The sequence below is a fragment of the Duganella sp. AC917 genome, assembly GCF_979258245.1.
In genome coordinates this window covers 3,395,755-3,413,590 of sequence record NZ_OZ409848.1, presented here as the reverse complement: position 1 = coordinate 3,413,590, position 17,836 = coordinate 3,395,755, and the positions used below count along the sequence as shown (strand labels likewise).

Genomic DNA, 17,836 nt, shown 5'->3' with positions numbered 1-17,836 from the left:
AGTTGCAATATCACTTCATCTTCCATCCGCGGACTTACCCTATGAAGCTACTCGACCTGCGCATCGGTTGGCGCACCCTGATACAAGAGCCGGCATACTCACTGGCCTCCGTGCTCGGTCTCGGCATGGGCCTGGCCGCCTGCCTGCTACTGCTTGGCTTTGTGCGCTACTCGATGGAGTACGACACGCACTTGCCCGACGCGGATCAGGTCTACGTCGTTAAACATCACTTCAATGTCGAGCAATCGTCGCCGCTGTTCGATCTGGCGCCGATGTTCCTGCGCGAGACGGCGCTCAAGATTCCGGGCGTCGTCGACGCCACCAACTACATTCCGGCGCGTCCGGAGATCACGCCGCTGACGGTGCGCGTCGACCGCAACCTGACGACCGTGCGCGGCTTGATCGTGCTACCCGGTTTTCCATCGATGCTGGGCCTGCGCGCGGTGCAGGGCGATCTGGCGCAGGCGCTGGAGCGGCCCGACCTGTTTGTCGTCACCGAAAAGGCGGCGCTGCGCATGTTCGGCACGCGCAACGCGCTGGGACGGACCATGCTCTCGGAAGGTGTGACCATGCAGGTCGGCGCGATCGTGCCGGCGCCGCCGGCCAATACGACGATTCCGTTCGAGGTGCTGTTCGGCGTTCACGCGGGCGTGGTGGAAAAAGTCATACGACACGAGATGCTGACCGGCGAAAGCGGCTGGATGAGCAAAATGCTGCTGCGCGTGAAGCCGGGCAGCTCGGTGCCGGGTATCGTCGGCCGTTTGCAGCACGCGGTGGATATCGCTCCAAGCTTGAATCAATGGCCGCCGGAGGTGCGCGATCGGCTCGGCAAACGCAAGCCGATCGAATTGTCGATGTCCCCGCTACGTGATGCCTACTTCGACAACACCATCAAAAACAGTTTTATCGCGTTGCCCGGCGACCGCGCCAGTCCCGTTGTCACCGCCGGCCTGGCGTTGATGGCGGTGCTGATCCTGCTGCTGGCCGGGATCAACTATGCCAACCTGTCGATGGTGCGCGTGCTGCGTCGCCAGCGCGAGGTGGCGATGCGCAAGGTGCTGGGCGCCGGCGCGCCTCGCATCGCACTGCAGTTCCTGCTCGAATCGCTGCTGGTGACGATGGTGGCGACGGTATTCGCCCTGCTGCTGGCGTGGCTGGCGTTGCCGGCGTTTTCCCATCTGGTCAATCGCCAGCTGGACGGTTTGTTCTCGCTGCAAAACCTCGCCGCCGCACTCTGCATCGGAGCATTGCTGGGATTGACCACGGCCGCCTATCCGGTCTGGATCGCGCTGCGGGTGGCGCCGCAACAGGCGCTCGAAGGGCGGCCGGATACGGAGTCGATGGGCAGCATGCAATGGCGCCGCGCGCTGACCGTGTTGCAGGTCGCCGTCGCCATGGGCTTTGCCAGCGTCACCATCGCGGTGGCGTGGCAGACCGACTACGCGATGCACGCGTCGCCCGGTTTCGATCCCGCGCAGATGGTGATCGTCGATATGCCGGAGCGCGTCAAGGACAGCGAAAAGGCGCGGCGCTATTTATCGGCGTTGAAAGCGCAGCCCGGCGTGGCCGGCGTGGCGGTTTCCGAAGACCCGGTGGGGCGGCTCGACTATATCTGGACGCGGGCGCTCAAGCGTCCGGGCGGACAGGCGGCGACAATGGAGATGAAATCGGTCAGTGCGAATTTCTTTGAATTGCACGGCATCGCGCCGGCGGCGGGACGGCTGTTCAAGGACAGCTCGGACGCGGAGAATGACAGCGTACCGGTGGTGCTGAACGCGGTCGCCGCGCGCGAACTGGGATTCGGCAGTGCGGAGGAGGCAGTCGGGCAGACGGTGATGTTCACCGGTTTCGACAACGTGGTGACGGCCAAGCGCATCGTCGGCATCGCGCCGGAACTGCGATTCCGTTCGTTGCGGGAGAAGCCGACGGCGGTTGCCTATGATCTTTCAACCGCCGGAACGGTGCTGAATGTGCGCGCCTCCGGTGCGCCGGCCGATATCGAACGCGCCGCGCTGGCGCTGTGGCCGAGCTATTTTCCCGATGCGATTCCGCGCACGTACCGCGCCGCCGACGTCCTGGCTGTGAACTATGAGGAGGATGCGCGCCTTGCGCGGTTGCTGGCGGTCGCCACGGGCATCGCGCTCGTGATCGCGGCTTTCGGTACTTACGTCCTGTCGGCGAATTCGGTGCAGCGGCGCGCGCGCGAGATCGTGCTGCGTCGGCTGCACGGTGCGCGGCGCACCGATATCGGTCTGCTGGTGCTGCGGGAGGTGGGGGCGCTGCTGCTGGCGGCGGCCGTGCTGGCGCTGCCCATCGCGGCGGTGGCGATCAACCGCTACCTCGCCGGCTATGTGGAGCACGCGCCGATCGGCTACTGGACCTTACTGCTGGCGCTCTCGCTGACGTGGGCGGTCGCGCTGATCGCGATCGCGCGCCATACTTGGATCGCGATGCGCATGGTGCCGGTGCGGGCGTTGCGCATGTGAGCGCGCGCCCCGTGACTCATTACAGTGGCATATACGGGCTGTTGGCGTACGGGGCGCCTGCCAGCTCGAACGCGCGGCGGATCAGGGCTTTCCAGTCGCGGGCTTTCGCCGGCGAGGTCATGGTTTGCGGGGTGGCGAGGTAGGTGATCATATAAACTCCTTTGAACGGCTTTTTGCAATAACTACAGTCTAGCGGTTCTCCAGATATAAATATAATTTTAAATTACCATATTCGATATTCGAATTGGTTATGACCTCTGTCATTGCTTGGTAGAACCGTCTTCGTTCTTTAGACGTCGCCATAGCGTCGTGCGGCTGATTCCCAGATATTCAGCGGCCGCATCACGGCGGCCGCCAAATCGGGCGACTGCCTCGGTTGCGCTCTTGGTGCGCAGTGTTGAAACGGGGAGCGAAGCCGAGTCCGAGCCTGTCGACGCCGTTGCGCCCATTTCCGGCGCCACACCCAGAACAAATGCCGGCGTCAACGCCTGCAGGGGTTCGGCCGCGAGAAACAGCGCCAGGCGCTCGGTGAAATTGCGCAGTTCGCGCACGTTGCCCGGCCAGTCGTAGCGCCGCAGCAGCGTTGCGCAGGCGTTCATCTCCGCGTGCAAATTCGGATGCGGCCGGGCGCCCAGCGACGCCAGCGCGTTCTTCAACGACCACTCGGCCAGCGTCATCACATCGTCGGGACGGGCGCGTAAAGGCGGCAGCGACAGCCGCAGCACCGCCAACCGGTAAAACAGGTCGGCGCGGAAGCGGCCCTCGCGCACGCGCTGTTCCAGGTCGCAGTGGGTGGCGCTGATGATGCGCACGTTCACCGGTATCGGCCGCGTGCCGCCCACGCGCACCACTTCCCGTTCCTCCAGCACGCGCAGCAGGCGCGTTTGCAGCGCCAGCGGCATCTCGCCGATTTCATCGAGGAATAGCGTGCCGCGATTTGCAGCTTCGAACAGGCCGGCATGGCCGCCGCGCCGCGCGCCCGTGAAGGCGCCTTCCTCGTGGCCAAACAACTCCGATTCCAGCAGCGATTCGGCGATCGCGCCGCAATTGACGGCGACAAATGGCCGGTTCTGTCCCAGGCTGCGCGGGCTTTCGCGGTGAATCGCTTGCGCCACCAGTTCCTTGCCGGTGCCAGTTTCGCCTTGTATCAGCACGGTGGCGGGTGACTTCGCATACAGCACGACCGACTGCCGCAACGTTTCCATAGCCGCCGATTCGCCGCGCAGGTCGTTGAGCCCATGCTTTGCGCGCAACGTGTCCGTCACCACCGCGCCGCGCGTGCGAACGCGGTTCGATTCCAGCTGCGTCAGACGCGCCATTTCCAGCGCGTCATCGAACGCGTGGCGGATCGAGGCGGCGGAGTACACGAACACCCCCGTCAATCCCGCTTCCTCGGCCAGGTCGGTGATCAGGCCCGCGCCGACGATGGCCTTGATGCCGGCCGCTTTCAGATCGTTGATCTGCGCCCGCGCGTCTTCTTCGGTGGCGTAGGTGCGCTGCGCTACATCGAAACCGAAGGTGCCGGCGAATTCCGCCAGCTCCGGCAAACGCTCCTGATATGTGACGATTCCGATCCGGTCCGAGACGCGCCGCGCGCGTGCCAACGCCTGCATCACGTCGAAGCCGCTGAACTTGGCGATCACCACCGGCACCGACAGGCGGCCTTTCAGATACGCGGCGTTGGAGCCGGCGGCGATGACGGCGTCGCAACGCTCGGTGGCCATGCGCTCGCGGATGTGGCGCGCCGCTTCATCGAAACCGAGGTTGATCGGCTCTATCGTGGCGAGGTTGTCGTATTCGAGCGTGATGTCGCGGAACAGGTCGTACAGGCGCGATACCGATACGGTCCAGATGACCGGTTTATCGTCGGGATCGAACGGCAGGGATATGGAGTGGCGCATGATTCGATTGTAGCGCATTCGTTTCATGATATGTTTCGACGTTTCAAAATGAAACACAGCTGAAACATTTCTCGAAGCTAACTCTTTGATTCTTAAGGCGTGAGCACTTGGCACGTACCTTGCAATAACAATTCAACTTCGATGCAACTTCAATGCAATACTGAAAGGTCTCACATGAGTCAATATTCCGCAGGCGCCGCCTTCCGCAAAGCAGTTCAGGAAGAATCCCCGTTACAAGTGGTCGGCGCGATCAACGCCAACCATGCCTTGCTGGCCAAACGCGCCGGCTTCAAGGCGATTTATCTGTCGGGCGGCGGCGTGGCGGCGGGTTCCCTCGGGCTGCCGGACCTGGGCATCTCCAACCTCGACGACGTGCTGACCGACGTCCGCCGCATCACCGACGTTTGCGATCTGCCGCTGCTGGTCGATGTGGACACCGGCTTCGGCGCCTCCGCGTTCAATGTGGCGCGCACCGTCAAGTCGATGATCAAGTTCGGCGCCGCCGCGATGCATATCGAAGACCAGGTGGGCGCCAAGCGCTGCGGCCACCGTCCGGGCAAGGAGATCGTCTCGAAGCAGGAGATGGTCGACCGCATCCGCGCCGCCGTCGATGCGCGCACCGACGAAAACTTCGTCATCATGGCGCGCACCGACGCGCTGGCGGTCGAAGGCCTTGAATCGGCCATCGACCGCGCCGTCGCATGCGTGGAAGCGGGCGCCGACATGATCTTCCCGGAGGCGATGATCAGCCTCGATATGTACAAACAGTTCGCCGCCGCCGTCAAGGTGCCGGTGCTGGCCAATATCACCGAATTCGGTTCGACGCCGCTGTTCACCGTCGACGAATTGCGCGGCGCCGATGTCGGCCTGGTGCTCTATCCGTTGTCGGCCTTCCGCGCCATGAACAAGGCCGCTGAAAACGTCTATGGCGCGATCCGCCGCGACGGCACGCAGCAGAACGTGCTCGAGTCGATGCAAACGCGCGCCGAGCTGTATGAGCGCATCAATTACCACAGCTTCGAGCAAAAGCTCGACGCCTTGTTCGCTGCGCAAAATGCAGTAAACGGCGCTCAGAAAAAATAACCGGAGACCAGACATGACCGAGACCACCTTCAAACCAAAAAAATCCGTCGCGCTGTCGGGCGTCACCGCCGGTAACACGGGGCTGTGCTCCGTCGGCAAAACCGGCAACGACCTGCATTACCGTGGCTATGACATCCTGGACGTCGCCAACTCCTGCGAGTTCGAGGAAATCGCCTACCTGCTGGTGCACGGCAAACTGCCCAACGAAGCGGAGCTGCGCGGCTACAAGGCCAAACTGCGCTCGTTGCGCGGCTTGCCGCAGGCGCTGAAGTCGGCGCTGGAGGCGCTGCCGGCCTCGGCGCACCCGATGGACGTGATGCGCACCGGCGTCTCGGTGCTGGGCTGCGTGCTGCCCGAGAAGGACGACCACAACGTGCCGGGCGCGCGCGATATCGCCGATCGCCTGATGGCGTCCTTCGGTTCGATGCTGCTGTACTGGTATCACTTCAGCCACAATGGCAAGCGCATCGACGTGGAAACCGACGACGACTCCATCGGCGGCCACTTCCTGCATCTGCTGCACGGCTTCAAACCGTCGGACAGCTGGGTGCAGGCGATGCACACGTCGCTGATCCTGTACGCGGAGCACGAATTCAACGCGTCGACCTTCACCGGCCGCGTCATCGCCGGCACGGGGTCGGACATCCACTCGGCCATCACCGGCGCGATCGGGGCGCTGCGCGGTCCGAAACACGGCGGCGCCAACGAGTTCGCGTTCGAGATCCAGAAGCGCTATGAAAATCCGGACGAGGCGGAAGCGGACATCCGCAACCGCGTCGCCAACAAGGAAGTGGTGATCGGCTTCGGCCACCCGGTGTACACGATCTCCGATCCGCGCAATGTCGTCATCAAGGAAGTGGCGCGCAAGCTGTCGCGCGAAGGCGGCTCGATGAAGATGTTCGACATCGCCGAACGCCTGGAGACCGTGATGTGGGACGTCAAGAAGATGTTCCCGAACCTGGACTGGTTCTCGGCCGTGTCGTACCACATGATGGGCGTGCCGACGGCGATGTTTACCCCGCTGTTCGTCATCTCGCGCACCTCCGGCTGGGCCGCGCACATCATCGAGCAGCGCATCGATAACAAGATCATTCGCCCGAGCGCGAACTACGTCGGCCCGGAAGATCTGCAGTTTGTGCCGATCAAGGATCGGAAGTAATGGACGCCATAATGAATACGCTATTTCGCAAGCCCTTACCCGGCACCCAACTGGATTACTTCGACGCGCGCGCCGCCGTCGATGCGATCCAGCCGGGCGCCTGGGCCAAACTGCCCTACACATCCCGCGTGCTGGCCGAGAACCTGGTGCGTCGCTGCGATCCGGCGACGCTGAACGCTTCGCTCGGACAGTTCATCGAACGCCGCCGCGATCTGGATTTCCCGTGGTTCCCGGCGCGCGTGGTATGTCACGACATTCTGGGCCAGACCGCGCTGGTCGATCTGGCCGGCCTGCGCGACGCCATCGCCTTGCAAGGCGGTGATCCGGCGCTGGTCAATCCGGTGGTGCCGACGCAGCTGGTGGTCGACCACTCGCTGGCCGTGGAATGCGGCGGCTTCGATCCCGATGCCTTCGACAAGAACCGGGTGATTGAAGACCGCCGCAACGAGGATCGCTTCGATTTCATCAACTGGACCAAGAAGGCGTTCAAGAACGTCGACGTGATCCCGCCGGGGAACGGCATCCTGCACCAGATCAATCTGGAGCGCATGTCGCCGGTGATCCAGACAGTGGACGGCGTGGCTTTCCCCGATACGCTGGTCGGTACCGATTCGCACACGCCGATGGTCGACGCGCTGGGCGTGATCGCCATCGGCGTCGGCGGGCTTGAAGCGGAAAGCGTGATGCTGGGCCGCGCATCGTGGATGCGGCTGCCGGATATCATCGGCGTCGAGCTGACCGGCAAGCCGCAGCCGGGCATCACCGCCACCGATACGGTGCTGGCGCTGACTGAATTCCTGCGTAAGCAAAAAGTGGTGTCCTCGTACCTGGAGTTCTTTGGCGAAGGCGCCGCGCACCTGACCTTGGGCGACCGCGCGACTATCTCCAACATGGCGCCGGAATACGGCTCCACCGCCGCGATGTTCTACATCGACGAGCAGACCATCAAATACCTGAAGCTGACCGGCCGCGATGATGAACTGGTCAAGCTGGTCGAGTTGTACGCGAAAGAGACCGGCCTGTGGGCCGATGCGCTCAAAACCGCCGAATACGAGCGCGTATTGACCTTCGATTTGTCTTCGGTGGTGCGCAATATCGCCGGCCCGTCCAATCCGCACAGCCGCGTGCCGACGTCGGAACTGGCCGCGCGCGGCATCAGCGGCGTGGTGGAGAATGAACCGGGCCTGATGCCGGACGGCGCCTGCATCATCGCGGCCATCACCAGCTGCACCAACACCAATAACCCGCGCAACATGATCGCCGCCGGTCTCCTGGCGCGCAACGCCAACGCGCGCGGCCTGACGCGCAAGCCGTGGGTGAAAAGTTCGCTCGCTCCCGGCTCCAAGACCGTCACCTTGTATCTGGAGGAGGCGGGCCTGATGCCGGAGCTGGAGAAGCTTGGCTTCGGCGTGGTCGCTTATGCCTGCACGTCGTGCAACGGCATGTCCGGCGCGCTCGATCCGGCGATACAAAAAGAGGTGGTGGAGCGCGACCTGTACGCGACCGCCGTTTTGTCGGGCAACCGCAATTTCGACGGCCGCATCCACCCGTACGCCAAGCAGGCCTTCCTGGCTTCGCCGCCGCTGGTGGTGGCGTACGCGATCGCCGGCACCATCCGCTTCGATATCGAGAAGGATGTGCTGGGCCACGACGCCGATGGTCGGCCGGTCACGCTCAAGGATATCTGGCCGTCCGACGAGGAGATCGACAGCATCGTCGCCGCCAGCGTCAAGCCGGAGCAGTTCCGCAAGGTCTACATTCCGATGTTCGCCAGGCAGGAGGACGACGGCCTGAAAGTGAGCCCGCTGTACGACTGGCGTCCGCAGACCACCTATATCCGCCGTCCGCCGTACTGGGAAGGCGCGCTGGCTGGCGCCCGACCTTTGAAGGGCATGCGGCCGCTGGCGCTGCTGGGCGATAACATCACCACCGATCATTTGTCGCCGTCGAACGCCATCATGCTCGATAGCGCAGCCGGCGAGTACCTGGCGAAAATGGGACTGCCGGAGGAAGACTTCAATTCCTACGCCACGCATCGGGGCGACCACCTGACCGCGCAGCGCGCGACCTTCGCCAATCCGACCCTGAAGAACGAGATGGTGCGCGGCCACGATGGCAAGGTGATGGCCGGTTCGCTGGCCCGCATCGAGCCGGAAGGCCGCGTCACGCGCATGTGGGAAGCCATCGAAACTTATATGGAGCGCAAGCAGCCGCTGATCGTCATCGCCGGCGCCGACTACGGACAAGGTTCGTCGCGCGACTGGGCGGCCAAAGGCGTGCGGCTGGCCGGCGTGGAGGCGATTGTGGCCGAGGGCTTCGAGCGTATCCACCGCACCAATCTGGTCGGCATGGGCGTGCTGCCGCTGGAGTTCATGCCCGGCGTGAACCGACTGACCTTGGCGTTGGACGGCACCGAGACCTATGACGTGATCGGCGCGCGCACGCCGCGTTCGACCTTGACCCTGGTGATCAATCGCCTCAGCGGTTCGCAGGTGGAGGTGCCGGTGATCTGCCGTCTCGATACGGCGGAGGAGGTGTCGATTTACGAGGCGGGCGGCGTGCTGCAGCGCTTCGCCCAGGATTTCCTGGAATCCGTGAAGGCTGCCTGACCATGACGACCAATACCATTCATCGGCCGCAAATCAAAATCCCCGCTGTCTATATGCGTGGTGGCACCAGCAAGGGCGTTTTCTTCCGGCTGGGCGATTTGCCGGAGGCGGCGCAAACGCCGGGCCCCGCGCGCGACGCGCTGCTGTTGCGCGTCATCGGCAGTCCCGACCCCTATGGCAAGCAAATCGACGGCATGGGCGGCGGCACGTCAAGCACCAGCAAGACGGTGATCGTATCGAAAAGCGACAAAGCCGATCACGATATTGATTATTTGTTCGGCCAGGTCTCCATCGACAAGGCGTTTGTCGACTGGAGCGGCAATTGCGGCAATCTGTCGGCCGCCGTGGGCGCGTTCGCGATCAGCGCCGGCCTGCTGGACCCGGCCCGCGTTCCGCGCGACGGCATGGCGGTGGTGCGCGTGTGGCAGGCCAATATCGGCAAGACCATCATCGCCCATGTGCCGATGACCGACGGCGAAGTGCAGGAGACCGGCGACTTCGAACTGGACGGCGTTACCTTCCCGGCGGCCGAAGTGCAGCTCGAGTTCATGGACCCGGCGGCGGACGAGGAGGGCGCTGGAGGCTCCATGTTCCCGACCGGCCGGTTGATCGACGATCTGGAGGTGCCCGGCATCGGCACCTTGAAGGCGACCATGATCAACGCCGGCATACCGACCATTTTTGTCGACGCGGACGCCATCGGCTATACCGGCATCGAACTGCAGGACGCGATCAACGGCGACGTGGCGGCGCTGGCGATGTTCGAAGCCATACGCGCGCATGGCGCGCTGCGCATGGGCCTTATCAAGCATCTGGACGAGGCGGTGCAACGCCAGCACACGCCGAAGGTGGCGTTTGTCGCCAAGCCGGCAACCTATATCGCCTCCAGCGGCAAGCGGATCGGCGCTGGCGACATCGATCTGCTGGTGCGCGCGCTCTCGATGGGCAAGCTGCATCACGCGATGATGGGCACCGCTGCCGTGGCGATCAGCACCGCCGCCGCCATTCCCGGCACGCTGGTGAACCTGGCCGCCGGCGGCGGCGCGCTTGACGCGGTGCGCTTCGGCCATCCTTCCGGCACCCTGCGCGTCGGCGCGCAAGCGACGCAGCACAACGGCGAGTGGCGCGTGACGAAGGCTGTCATGAGCCGCAGCGCGCGCGTGCTGATGGAGGGCTGGGTGAGGGTGCCCGCAGCGTGAAACTGGCATCATGCGAGTCACTGCGCGGGCCCGCCGTGCAGTGTCCTCTCAGTGACTCGCAGTGTCGTATTTAGGAGCGCGAAACCGGACGCGGATGGCTAATGGCACCGATGTGGTTTATCATCTGCCAACAATGCTGCCGATATGTAACGAACAGGGCGGCATTTTTTTCGGGTGCTGCTGGTGTTCATGAATCGCGTTTCATCCCATCCTGATTTCGTCGCAGACGCCCTGGAGCTGATCGGCGTTCCCGCGTGCGCGTACAGCGCAGGGGGATTGGTGTTGGCCGCCAATGCGGAGTTGATCGCGTTGCTCGAATCCGATCCCTGCGGCCAAACGGTGGAGAACCTGTTCGCCCGCCACCTGCGCGGCGCCAGTGCCGCGCGCCTGAACGACACCTTGGCGGGACAAAGCTGGGACAGTTGCCTCGTATCGGCCAGCGGCAAATATATCGCCGTGCAGGTGTGGACCAAACCACTGCCGGCAGAGGGCGGAATCGATGGCGGGACCATCGTCTTCCACGATATCAGCGAGGTTCAGCGTTCGCAGCGCGCGCTGCGCAACACGGTGCTGGAACAGCAGGCCATCCTCGAAAACGCGGCCGTCGGCATCCTGTTCGGCAAGAACGGCCGCATCGCCGAATGTAATATCCGCTGCGCCGAGATGCTGGGCTACAGCCGCGAGGAGCTGGAGGGCGCGCCAAGCGTGATCCTCTATCCGAGCGAGGAGGACTTCCTCAACCTGGGACGCGAGGCGGGACCGCCGTTGGCGCAGGGCTTGCCGTTCAAGACTGAACTGGTATTGCGGCGCAAGGACGGCAGCACATTCTGGGCGCGGCTGTTCGGCCGCGCCATCGATACGATCCACACCAGCGAGGGCACGGTGTGGATCGTGGAAGACATCAACGAACATCGCCTCGACGAGGAAAAGCTGCGCCGCGCGCTGATCGAGCAGAAGGCGATCCTGGACAATGCTTCGATCGGCATCCTGTTCAGTAAAGGCCAGATCGTCCGCAACTGCAACCGGAGCATGGCGGAGATGTTCGGCTATGCCGTTGAGGACATGGTAGGCATGCCGGCGTCGGACATGTTCCCGTCGCTCGCACGGTATCAGGCCTTCGCCGGCGAGGCGCGGGCAAAACTCGACAACGGCAAACCGTACGAAAGCCCCGCGTTCGAATTAAAGCGCAAGGACGGCGCCTTGATCTGGTGCCGCGTGCGCGCCAACGCGATGAATGAAGTGAACACCGACGGCGGCGCCATCTGGATCGTCGAGGACGTGACCACCACGCGGCAGACGCAGATGGAGGTTGAGGCGATCATGACTAACGCCTCGATGAGCATCCTGTTCACCAAGAACCGCATCATCACGCGCTACAACCGCGGCTTCGGCGACATGTTCGGCTATCCCGGCGATACCGGTTTAGGGGTTCCCGGCCGGGCGCTGTATCCGTCGCAGCAAGACTACGAGCGGCTGGGTGCGGAGGCCTTTCCCTATCTGTCGGTGGGAAAGCCCTTCCAGACCGAGATGGAAATGCGGCGCGCCGACGATACGCGCCTGTGGGCGCAACTGATTGGCTACGTGGTCAACCCGGCCGACCCGGCACAGGGCACCATCTGGGTGATCGAGGACCGCACCGAGCAAAAACGCGCCGAGGAGGCGCTGCGCAACGCGCTGCTGGAGAACCAGGCGATTCTCGACAGCGCGGTGCTGGGCATCTCCGTGGTGGAGCAGGGCCTCAACCTGCGCTGCAATACCAAGATGGAGGAATTGTTCGGCTATGCGCCCGGCGAAATGAATCACCTCAGCGTACAGGCTTTTTATGCCGACAAGGCCGCGTGGCGCGAGGCGCGCGCGGCGACGGCGCAGGACTTCCGCAGCGGCCGCGTCAACGTCGCCGAGTATCAACTGGTGCGCAAGGACGGCAGCCGCTTCTGGGCGCGGCTATCGGGCCGGCCGTTCGACCTGGCGCAGCCCGGCGGGCGCTCGGTGTGGCTGGTGGACGACATCACCGCGCGGCGCGAAGCTGCCGAAGCGGTCAGCCGCGCGCGCGACGAGCTGGAAGTGCGGGTGCTCGAACGCACCGCCGAACTGGCGGGCGCCAACGCGCTGCTTCAAGGCGAAATCGTCGAGCGCCGCCAGGCCGAGGCGCGCGTGCATCACATGGCCTACCACGACAGCCTGACCGGCTTGCCCAACCGCGCCTTGCTGTCGGACCGGCTGGACCGCGCCATGCTGGCGGCGCAGCGTTCGAAGCGCCAGCTGGCGGTGATGTTCATCGATCTTGACCGCTTCAAAACCATTAACGATTCGCTGGGCCACATGACCGGCGACCAGTTGCTCAAGGAAGTGGCGAGCCGTTTGTGCCGCGCGGTGCGCGCCAGCGATACCGTGGCCCGTTTGGGCGGCGACGAATTCGTGGTGCTGGTGCCCGGCATTGCCAGCGTGGACGAGGCCAGCCAGGTGGCCGAAAAGATCATCCTGGCGCTGTCCGAGGGCTTTCCGCTGGAAGGACGCAACCTGCACATCACGCCGTCCATCGGCATCTGCGTATATCCGGACGACGGTGCGGACGTGGCCACCCTGATGCGCCACGCCGACGCCGCCATGTATCACGCCAAGGCTAGCGGCAGGAACAACTACCAGTATTTTAAAGAGGCGATGAACCAGTCGGCGGCGCGCCACTTCGAGCTGGAGTCGAGCCTGCGCAGCGCGCTGGCGCTCGACGAGTTCACCTTGCACTTCCAGCCCATCATGGATATCGGCACGCGCCGCCTGCATGCGATGGAAGTGCTGCTGCGCTGGCGCCGCGATAACGACGAACTGGTGATGCCCGACAGTTTCATCCCGCTGATCGAGGAAAACGGCTTGATCGTGCCGGTCGGGGAATGGGTGATACGCCAGGCCTGCATGCAGAGCATGAAGTGGCAGCGTGAAGGCCTGCTTCCGGTGCCGCTGGCGGTGAACCTGTCGCCGCGCCAGTTCATGCATCGTGGCTTGGTCGACTCGATACGGCGCATTCTCGACGAAACCGGCATCGATCCGTCGCTGCTGGAATTCGAGATCACCGAGACGGCGCTGATGCAGCACGGCGAGCAGACGCTGGAAATCCTGGGGCAGATCAACGCGATGGGCATACGGCTGTCGATCGACGATTTCGGCACCGGCTATTCCAGCCTGGCCTACCTGAAGCGCTTCCCGGTCAAGAAGATCAAGATCGACCGCGCCTTCATCAAGGATCTGGAGGAGAGCGCGGAGGACCGCGCCATCGTGGCGGCGATCATCGCGCTGTCCGACAGCCTGCAGCTGTCGGTGGTGGCGGAAGGGGTCGAGACGGAGGGGCAGTACGCGCTCCTGCAGCGCAACGGCTGCCAGTTCGCGCAAGGCTATCTGTTCTCGCCGCCGGTGCCGCATGCGACCGCGCAGCTGTTGCTGCCGCGGCCCCCGATCACGGCCGGGTAGCAGGGTAGTCGAAGGATTGGTCGAAGGTTAGTCGAGCGTGGCGATCACCGGTGCGTGGTCGGAAGGCTGCTCCAGCTTGCGCGGCGCGCGGTCGATGACGCAGGCGCTGCAACGCGCCACGAGCGCCGGCGACAGCAGGATATGGTCGATGCGCAGGCCTTTGTTCAGCCGGAAGCCGAGGCCGCGGTAGTCCCACCAGCTGAACGATTTTTCGGGCTGCTCGAACAGGCGGTAGGAATCGGTGAGGCCGATGTCGAGCAGGCGGGTCAGCGCGGCGCGTTCCTTTTCGGAAACGTGCACCAGGCCTTCCCAAGCTGCGGGATCGTGGACGTCGCGGTCCTCGGGGGCGATGTTGTAGTCGCCGACGACGGCCAGTTGCTGATGCAGGGCGGCCTCCTGCTTGATCCAGTCGTGGAAGGCCGACAACCAGCCGAGTTTGTAGTCGTATTTCTCGGAGCCAACGCTTTGGCCGTTGGGCACATAGGCGCACACCACGCGTACGCCGTCGATGGTGGCGGCCAGGATGCGTTGCTGTGGATCATCGAAGAGTGGATTGTTCTTGACCACGTCGGTGATCGGTTGCTTCGAGATAATAGCGACGCCGTTATAAGTTTTTTGCCCGCTGTACACGACATGATAGCCAGCGGCTTCAATAATACTAGCCGGAAACTTGTCATCGGTTAATTTTGTTTCTTGCAGACAGAGCACGTCTGTTGGATTTTCCGCAAGCCAATTCATAACGTGCGGCAGTCTTACGTTCAGTGAGTTAACATTCCATGTGGCTAGTTTCATCGGGGATGAGTGTCCTTGCGGGTTTGGTGGAGGCGATACGCCTATGAAACGCATCTTACCGCACCTTGATTTAACAGATGAGCTTGTCGATTTGTCGCGTTTTATAAAAAAACATGAAATAGAACTTCGCAAGTGTGGTGGTAAGGCATAAAATGTTGCAAAAAGTGTGAAATAAAAATTTAATTGCTACTTTTGTCTCATAGTTGTCAAAATTGTACTTCAGTAGGAGACAGAATGGCAAAAGAGAAATATACTGATACAAATTAGTGGAAAACTAGTGTTTCCTATCAGCAACCACAAAATAGCAAGAGCCGTGTATATTAACCATTGTGATGCCGCAATAAGTGATACTATACGGAAATAACTTGTAGTTTTAACAGTGAATTGCGCGTAGCGCATTTACAAAGGAATTGAAATGCGAACTGCATTTGAGGCATGGGCACAGCGCGACGGACATATCGTTCGCCGCCGTGAAGATAAGCCAGAAGAGTATCTGGTCTTTGAAACGCAGCGCCGCTGGGTAATCTGGCAAGCGGCACTGGAACATGGCAAAACGCCGGGCGGTCGCAAGACCGCCGCGCAAAAGGAGGCAGCCGCCGCCGAAAAGCGCGCAGCCGAAGCGCTGCAACGTCCACCGGTTATCAATTCCGACGAAGCCGCTGTGCGCAATCAGGTATTGAATGAAGTGCTCGACGCTTTCTCCACCCTTGGTGGCGAGCGCGGCATGGATGACATCCTGAAAGTGGTGCAGGGGTTGAAGAAGAAGCAGCAGGAGCAGGAACAGGTTTTGGACAAAGACAAGGTCGAGGAACGCGTGGCCAAGTCGGCGCAAGTTGGTCAAAACGCCTGATAATGACGCGCTTCCGGCACTACAAGGGCGGCCTCTACGAATTGGTGTGCGAGGCCACCCTGGAGTCCGACCTGAGCACCATGATCGTTTACCGTGCGCCCGACGGGTCCATCTGGGCGCGGCCGAGAGACGTGTTTTTTGAACTCATCGAGGTCGATGGCGTCAAAGTGCAACGCTTTACGCCCCTTGATTGAGCGAATCAATCCGCGCTCGGCTTGCTACACTGTGTCTGTATCTATTTTAGAGGCAGACCATGTTCCTCCGTCCCGTCGCCGCGTGCGCCGCGCTGCTGGCCCTGTTGACAGGCGCCGGCTGCGCGTCCCTGACCGAATCGACCCAACAAAACGTGCTGGTGCAAACCGTGCTCGATCACCGCGAGATCGGTGGCGTCGGCTGCGTGTTGTATAACGATGTCGGCAAATGGTTCGTCACCACGCCGGCGCGCGTGACCCTGCGCAAGAGCGCGGCCCCGCTGCGCATCGATTGCCAGAAGGAGGGTGCGGCCTGGGCGTACGAAAAGGTCGATCCCAAGGTCAACGGCAATTTGTGGGGCAATGTGATTTTGACGGCGGGCGTCGGCTACGTTATCGACCGCAATACGGGCGCCGGTTACGATTATCCGTCGACGTTGACGGTGGTGATGCGTCCGGCCGAGGGCAGGGATGAAGGGCCACCGCCGGCGGCCGGGGTGACCTTGTATTGATCGCGGTGGCGCCGCTGCATGACTGCTGAACGACAAAGGGCGGATTGACGGGCAAGACCCGGCAATCCGCCCTTTGTGTTTTTGTGCTTACGAACCTGCGCGGCCGATCAGGAAGTTCGACAGCAGCGGCACCGGACGGCCGGTGGCGCCCTTCGCGCCGCCCGATTTCCATGCGGTGCCGGCGATGTCCAGATGCGCCCACGTGTACTTGCGCGTGAAGTTCTCCAGGAACGCCGCCGCCGTGCACGAGGCGCCGCCCGGCGAGCCGATGTTGGCCAGGTCGGCGAAGTTGGACTTCAGCTGCTCGTTGTACTCCTCGCCGATCGGCAGGCGCCACGCGGTGTCGCTCGATGCTTTACCGGCGGCCATGATCTCGTCGGCCAGCTGGTTGTGGACGTCGTCGTCGCGCGTGAACAAACCGCTCTTGTGATGACCCAGCGCGACGATGCAGGCGCCCGTCAACGTGGCGATGTCGATCACGGCGGCCGGGTTGAAGCGCTCGGCGTAGGTCAGTGCGTCGCACAGCACCAGGCGGCCTTCGGCGTCGGTGTTGAGGATCTCGATGGTCAGGCCGTTCATCGAGGTGACGATGTCGCCCGGCTTGGTGGCGCGGCCCGACGGCATGTTTTCGCAGCTGGCGATCACGCCGATCACGTTTAGTTTCAGGTCCATCTCGCCGATCGCACGGAAGGTGCCCAGCACCGAGGCGGCGCCGCCCATGTCGTACTTCATTTCGTCCATGCCGGGACCCGGCTTGAGCGAGATGCCGCCGGTGTCGAAGGTGATGCCCTTACCGACCAACACCACCGGCGCGTCCTTCGATTTGCCGCCCATGTGTTTGAGGATGATGAACTTCGGCGGCTGCTCGCTGCCGTTGGTGACCGACAGGAAGCTGTTCATCTTCAGCGCTTCGAGCTGCTTGCGGTCCAGGATCTCGACGTCGAACTTGTAGTCCTTGGCCAGTTTCTTGGCGGTGTTGGCCAGGTAGGTCGGGGTGCAGATGTTGGCCGACAGGTTGCCCAGTTCCTTGGTCAGGTCCATGCCGTTGGCGATGGCCACCGCCTGCGCCAGCGCCAGCTTGGCGGCGGGGCTGTTCGGTACCGCCAGGGCGATCTTCTTGACGCCGGCCGGCGCCGGATCCTTCTTGCTTTTCTGGCCGTCGGTGCGGAACGCGGCTTCGTGGGCGCTCTGCACCACGCAGCGGATCGCCCAATTGACGTCGCGCTCTTTCACTTCCGTCATCGGCAGTGCGATAATAGCGTCGCTCGTGCCCAGGGCCGAGAAAGCCTTCAGCGTGGCGGAAACGCCGCTGGCGAAGCTTTTCTCGCTGATGGCGTCGTCGCTGCCCAGGCCGACCAGCAGCACGCGCTCGGCGCTGGCGCCCTTGACGCCGCGCAGCAGCAGCGTGGTGCCGGCTTTGCCGCTGATGTCGCCGGACTTGAGGGCGGCCGTGATGTCACCGGAACCGTCCAACGCTTTGGCAGCTTGCGACAGCTTTTTATTCTCGAACACCGCGACGGCGACGACGCCCGTTTTGGCCGAGTTGATGGTGTTTTTTGTGTCGAATGCTTTTATGCTAAAGTCCATTTGAT

Annotated in this window: 13 protein-coding genes; 9 read left to right on the top strand and 4 right to left on the bottom strand. The window is 62.9% G+C overall.

Annotation, left to right across the window (positions count from 1 at the left end):
• The first annotated feature begins 41 nt into the window (after positions 1-41).
• Complete coding sequence (locus ACZ0BA_RS14810) at positions 42-2,486, top strand: FtsX-like permease family protein (RefSeq protein ID WP_463451990.1); 2,445 nt, start codon at positions 42-44, stop codon at positions 2,484-2,486.
• Between the two features lie 19 nt (positions 2,487-2,505).
• On the opposite strand, the gene ACZ0BA_RS14805 is transcribed toward ACZ0BA_RS14810, so the two are convergent.
• The gene (locus tag ACZ0BA_RS14805) at positions 2,506-2,637 is read right to left on the bottom strand and encodes a hypothetical protein (protein WP_463451989.1); all 132 of its coding nucleotides are present in this window, start codon (positions 2,635-2,637) and stop codon (positions 2,506-2,508) included.
• A 109-nt stretch (positions 2,638-2,746) separates the two neighbouring features.
• Positions 2,747-4,387, bottom strand: a complete 1,641-nt coding sequence (gene prpR / locus ACZ0BA_RS14800) for a propionate catabolism operon regulatory protein PrpR (protein ID WP_463451988.1) — start codon at positions 4,385-4,387, stop codon at positions 2,747-2,749.
• 174 nt (positions 4,388-4,561) lie between these two features.
• Here prpR and prpB point away from each other — a divergent pair, with 174 nt between their 5' ends.
• The 5 genes from prpB (at position 4,562) to ACZ0BA_RS14775 (ending at position 13,899) form a co-directional block, all read left to right on the top strand.
• A complete protein-coding gene (prpB, locus tag ACZ0BA_RS14795; RefSeq protein ID WP_463451987.1) occupies positions 4,562-5,470 on the top strand; it encodes a methylisocitrate lyase in 909 nt (302 codons plus the stop codon).
• A 13-nt stretch (positions 5,471-5,483) separates the two neighbouring features.
• Positions 5,484-6,629, top strand: a complete 1,146-nt coding sequence (prpC, locus tag ACZ0BA_RS14790) for a bifunctional 2-methylcitrate synthase/citrate synthase (RefSeq protein ID WP_463451986.1) — start codon at positions 5,484-5,486, stop codon at positions 6,627-6,629.
• 11 nt (positions 6,630-6,640) lie between these two features.
• On the top strand, positions 6,641-9,238 hold the full coding sequence (acnD, locus tag ACZ0BA_RS14785) for a Fe/S-dependent 2-methylisocitrate dehydratase AcnD (protein ID WP_463451985.1): 2,598 nt from the start codon (positions 6,641-6,643) through the stop codon (positions 9,236-9,238).
• A 2-nt stretch (positions 9,239-9,240) separates the two neighbouring features.
• Positions 9,241-10,437 carry a 2-methylaconitate cis-trans isomerase PrpF gene (gene prpF, locus ACZ0BA_RS14780; RefSeq protein WP_463451984.1) on the top strand — a complete coding sequence of 399 codons (1,197 nt, stop codon included), beginning with the start codon at positions 9,241-9,243 and terminating at the stop codon, positions 10,435-10,437.
• Positions 10,438-10,626: 189 nt separating this feature from the next.
• Positions 10,627-13,899, top strand: a complete 3,273-nt coding sequence (locus ACZ0BA_RS14775) for a bifunctional diguanylate cyclase/phosphodiesterase (protein ID WP_463451983.1) — start codon at positions 10,627-10,629, stop codon at positions 13,897-13,899.
• A 27-nt stretch (positions 13,900-13,926) separates the two neighbouring features.
• Here ACZ0BA_RS14775 and xth read toward each other — a convergent pair whose 3' ends face one another.
• Entirely contained in the window at positions 13,927-14,691 is a 765-nt protein-coding gene (gene xth, locus ACZ0BA_RS14770; RefSeq protein WP_463451982.1) for an exodeoxyribonuclease III, read from the bottom strand.
• A gap of 415 nt (positions 14,692-15,106) precedes the next feature.
• Between xth and ACZ0BA_RS14765 the strand changes: the two genes are divergently transcribed.
• Genes ACZ0BA_RS14765 through ACZ0BA_RS14755 form a run of 3 tightly spaced genes read left to right on the top strand, consistent with a single transcriptional unit; the run spans position 15,107 to position 16,244 of the window.
• Entirely contained in the window at positions 15,107-15,541 is a 435-nt protein-coding gene (locus ACZ0BA_RS14765; RefSeq protein ID WP_463451981.1) for a hypothetical protein, read from the top strand.
• Positions 15,542-15,543: 2 nt separating this feature from the next.
• Positions 15,544-15,735: a DUF1653 domain-containing protein gene (locus ACZ0BA_RS14760; RefSeq protein WP_463451980.1), complete on the top strand. Its 192-nt coding sequence runs from the start codon at positions 15,544-15,546 to the stop codon at positions 15,733-15,735.
• 59 nt (positions 15,736-15,794) lie between these two features.
• Entirely contained in the window at positions 15,795-16,244 is a 450-nt protein-coding gene (locus ACZ0BA_RS14755; protein WP_463451979.1) for a hypothetical protein, read from the top strand.
• 87 nt (positions 16,245-16,331) lie between these two features.
• On the opposite strand, the gene ACZ0BA_RS14750 is transcribed toward ACZ0BA_RS14755, so the two are convergent.
• Complete coding sequence (locus tag ACZ0BA_RS14750) at positions 16,332-17,831, bottom strand: leucyl aminopeptidase (RefSeq protein WP_463451978.1); 1,500 nt, start codon at positions 17,829-17,831, stop codon at positions 16,332-16,334.
• Positions 17,832-17,836: the final 5 nt, after the last annotated feature.

Bases quoted from the DNA above. Each gene is read 5' to 3' on its own strand.
- ACZ0BA_RS14810 (WP_463451990.1), top strand. From the start codon at position 42: ATGAAGCTACTCGACCTGCGCATCGGTTGGCGCACCCTGATACAAGAG.
- ACZ0BA_RS14805 (WP_463451989.1), bottom strand. From the start codon at position 2,637: ATGATCACCTACCTCGCCACCCCGCAAACCATGACCTCGCCGGCGAAA.
- prpR (WP_463451988.1), bottom strand. From the start codon at position 4,387: ATGCGCCACTCCATATCCCTGCCGTTCGATCCCGACGATAAACCGGTC.
- prpB (WP_463451987.1), top strand. From the start codon at position 4,562: ATGAGTCAATATTCCGCAGGCGCCGCCTTCCGCAAAGCAGTTCAGGAA.
- prpC (WP_463451986.1), top strand. From the start codon at position 5,484: ATGACCGAGACCACCTTCAAACCAAAAAAATCCGTCGCGCTGTCGGGC.
- acnD (WP_463451985.1), top strand. From the start codon at position 6,641: ATGAATACGCTATTTCGCAAGCCCTTACCCGGCACCCAACTGGATTAC.
- prpF (WP_463451984.1), top strand. From the start codon at position 9,241: ATGACGACCAATACCATTCATCGGCCGCAAATCAAAATCCCCGCTGTC.
- ACZ0BA_RS14775 (WP_463451983.1), top strand. From the start codon at position 10,627: ATGAATCGCGTTTCATCCCATCCTGATTTCGTCGCAGACGCCCTGGAG.
- xth (WP_463451982.1), bottom strand. From the start codon at position 14,691: ATGAAACTAGCCACATGGAATGTTAACTCACTGAACGTAAGACTGCCG.
- ACZ0BA_RS14765 (WP_463451981.1), top strand. From the start codon at position 15,107: ATGCGAACTGCATTTGAGGCATGGGCACAGCGCGACGGACATATCGTT.
- ACZ0BA_RS14760 (WP_463451980.1), top strand. From the start codon at position 15,544: ATGACGCGCTTCCGGCACTACAAGGGCGGCCTCTACGAATTGGTGTGC.
- ACZ0BA_RS14755 (WP_463451979.1), top strand. From the start codon at position 15,795: ATGTTCCTCCGTCCCGTCGCCGCGTGCGCCGCGCTGCTGGCCCTGTTG.
- ACZ0BA_RS14750 (WP_463451978.1), bottom strand. From the start codon at position 17,831: ATGGACTTTAGCATAAAAGCATTCGACACAAAAAACACCATCAACTCG.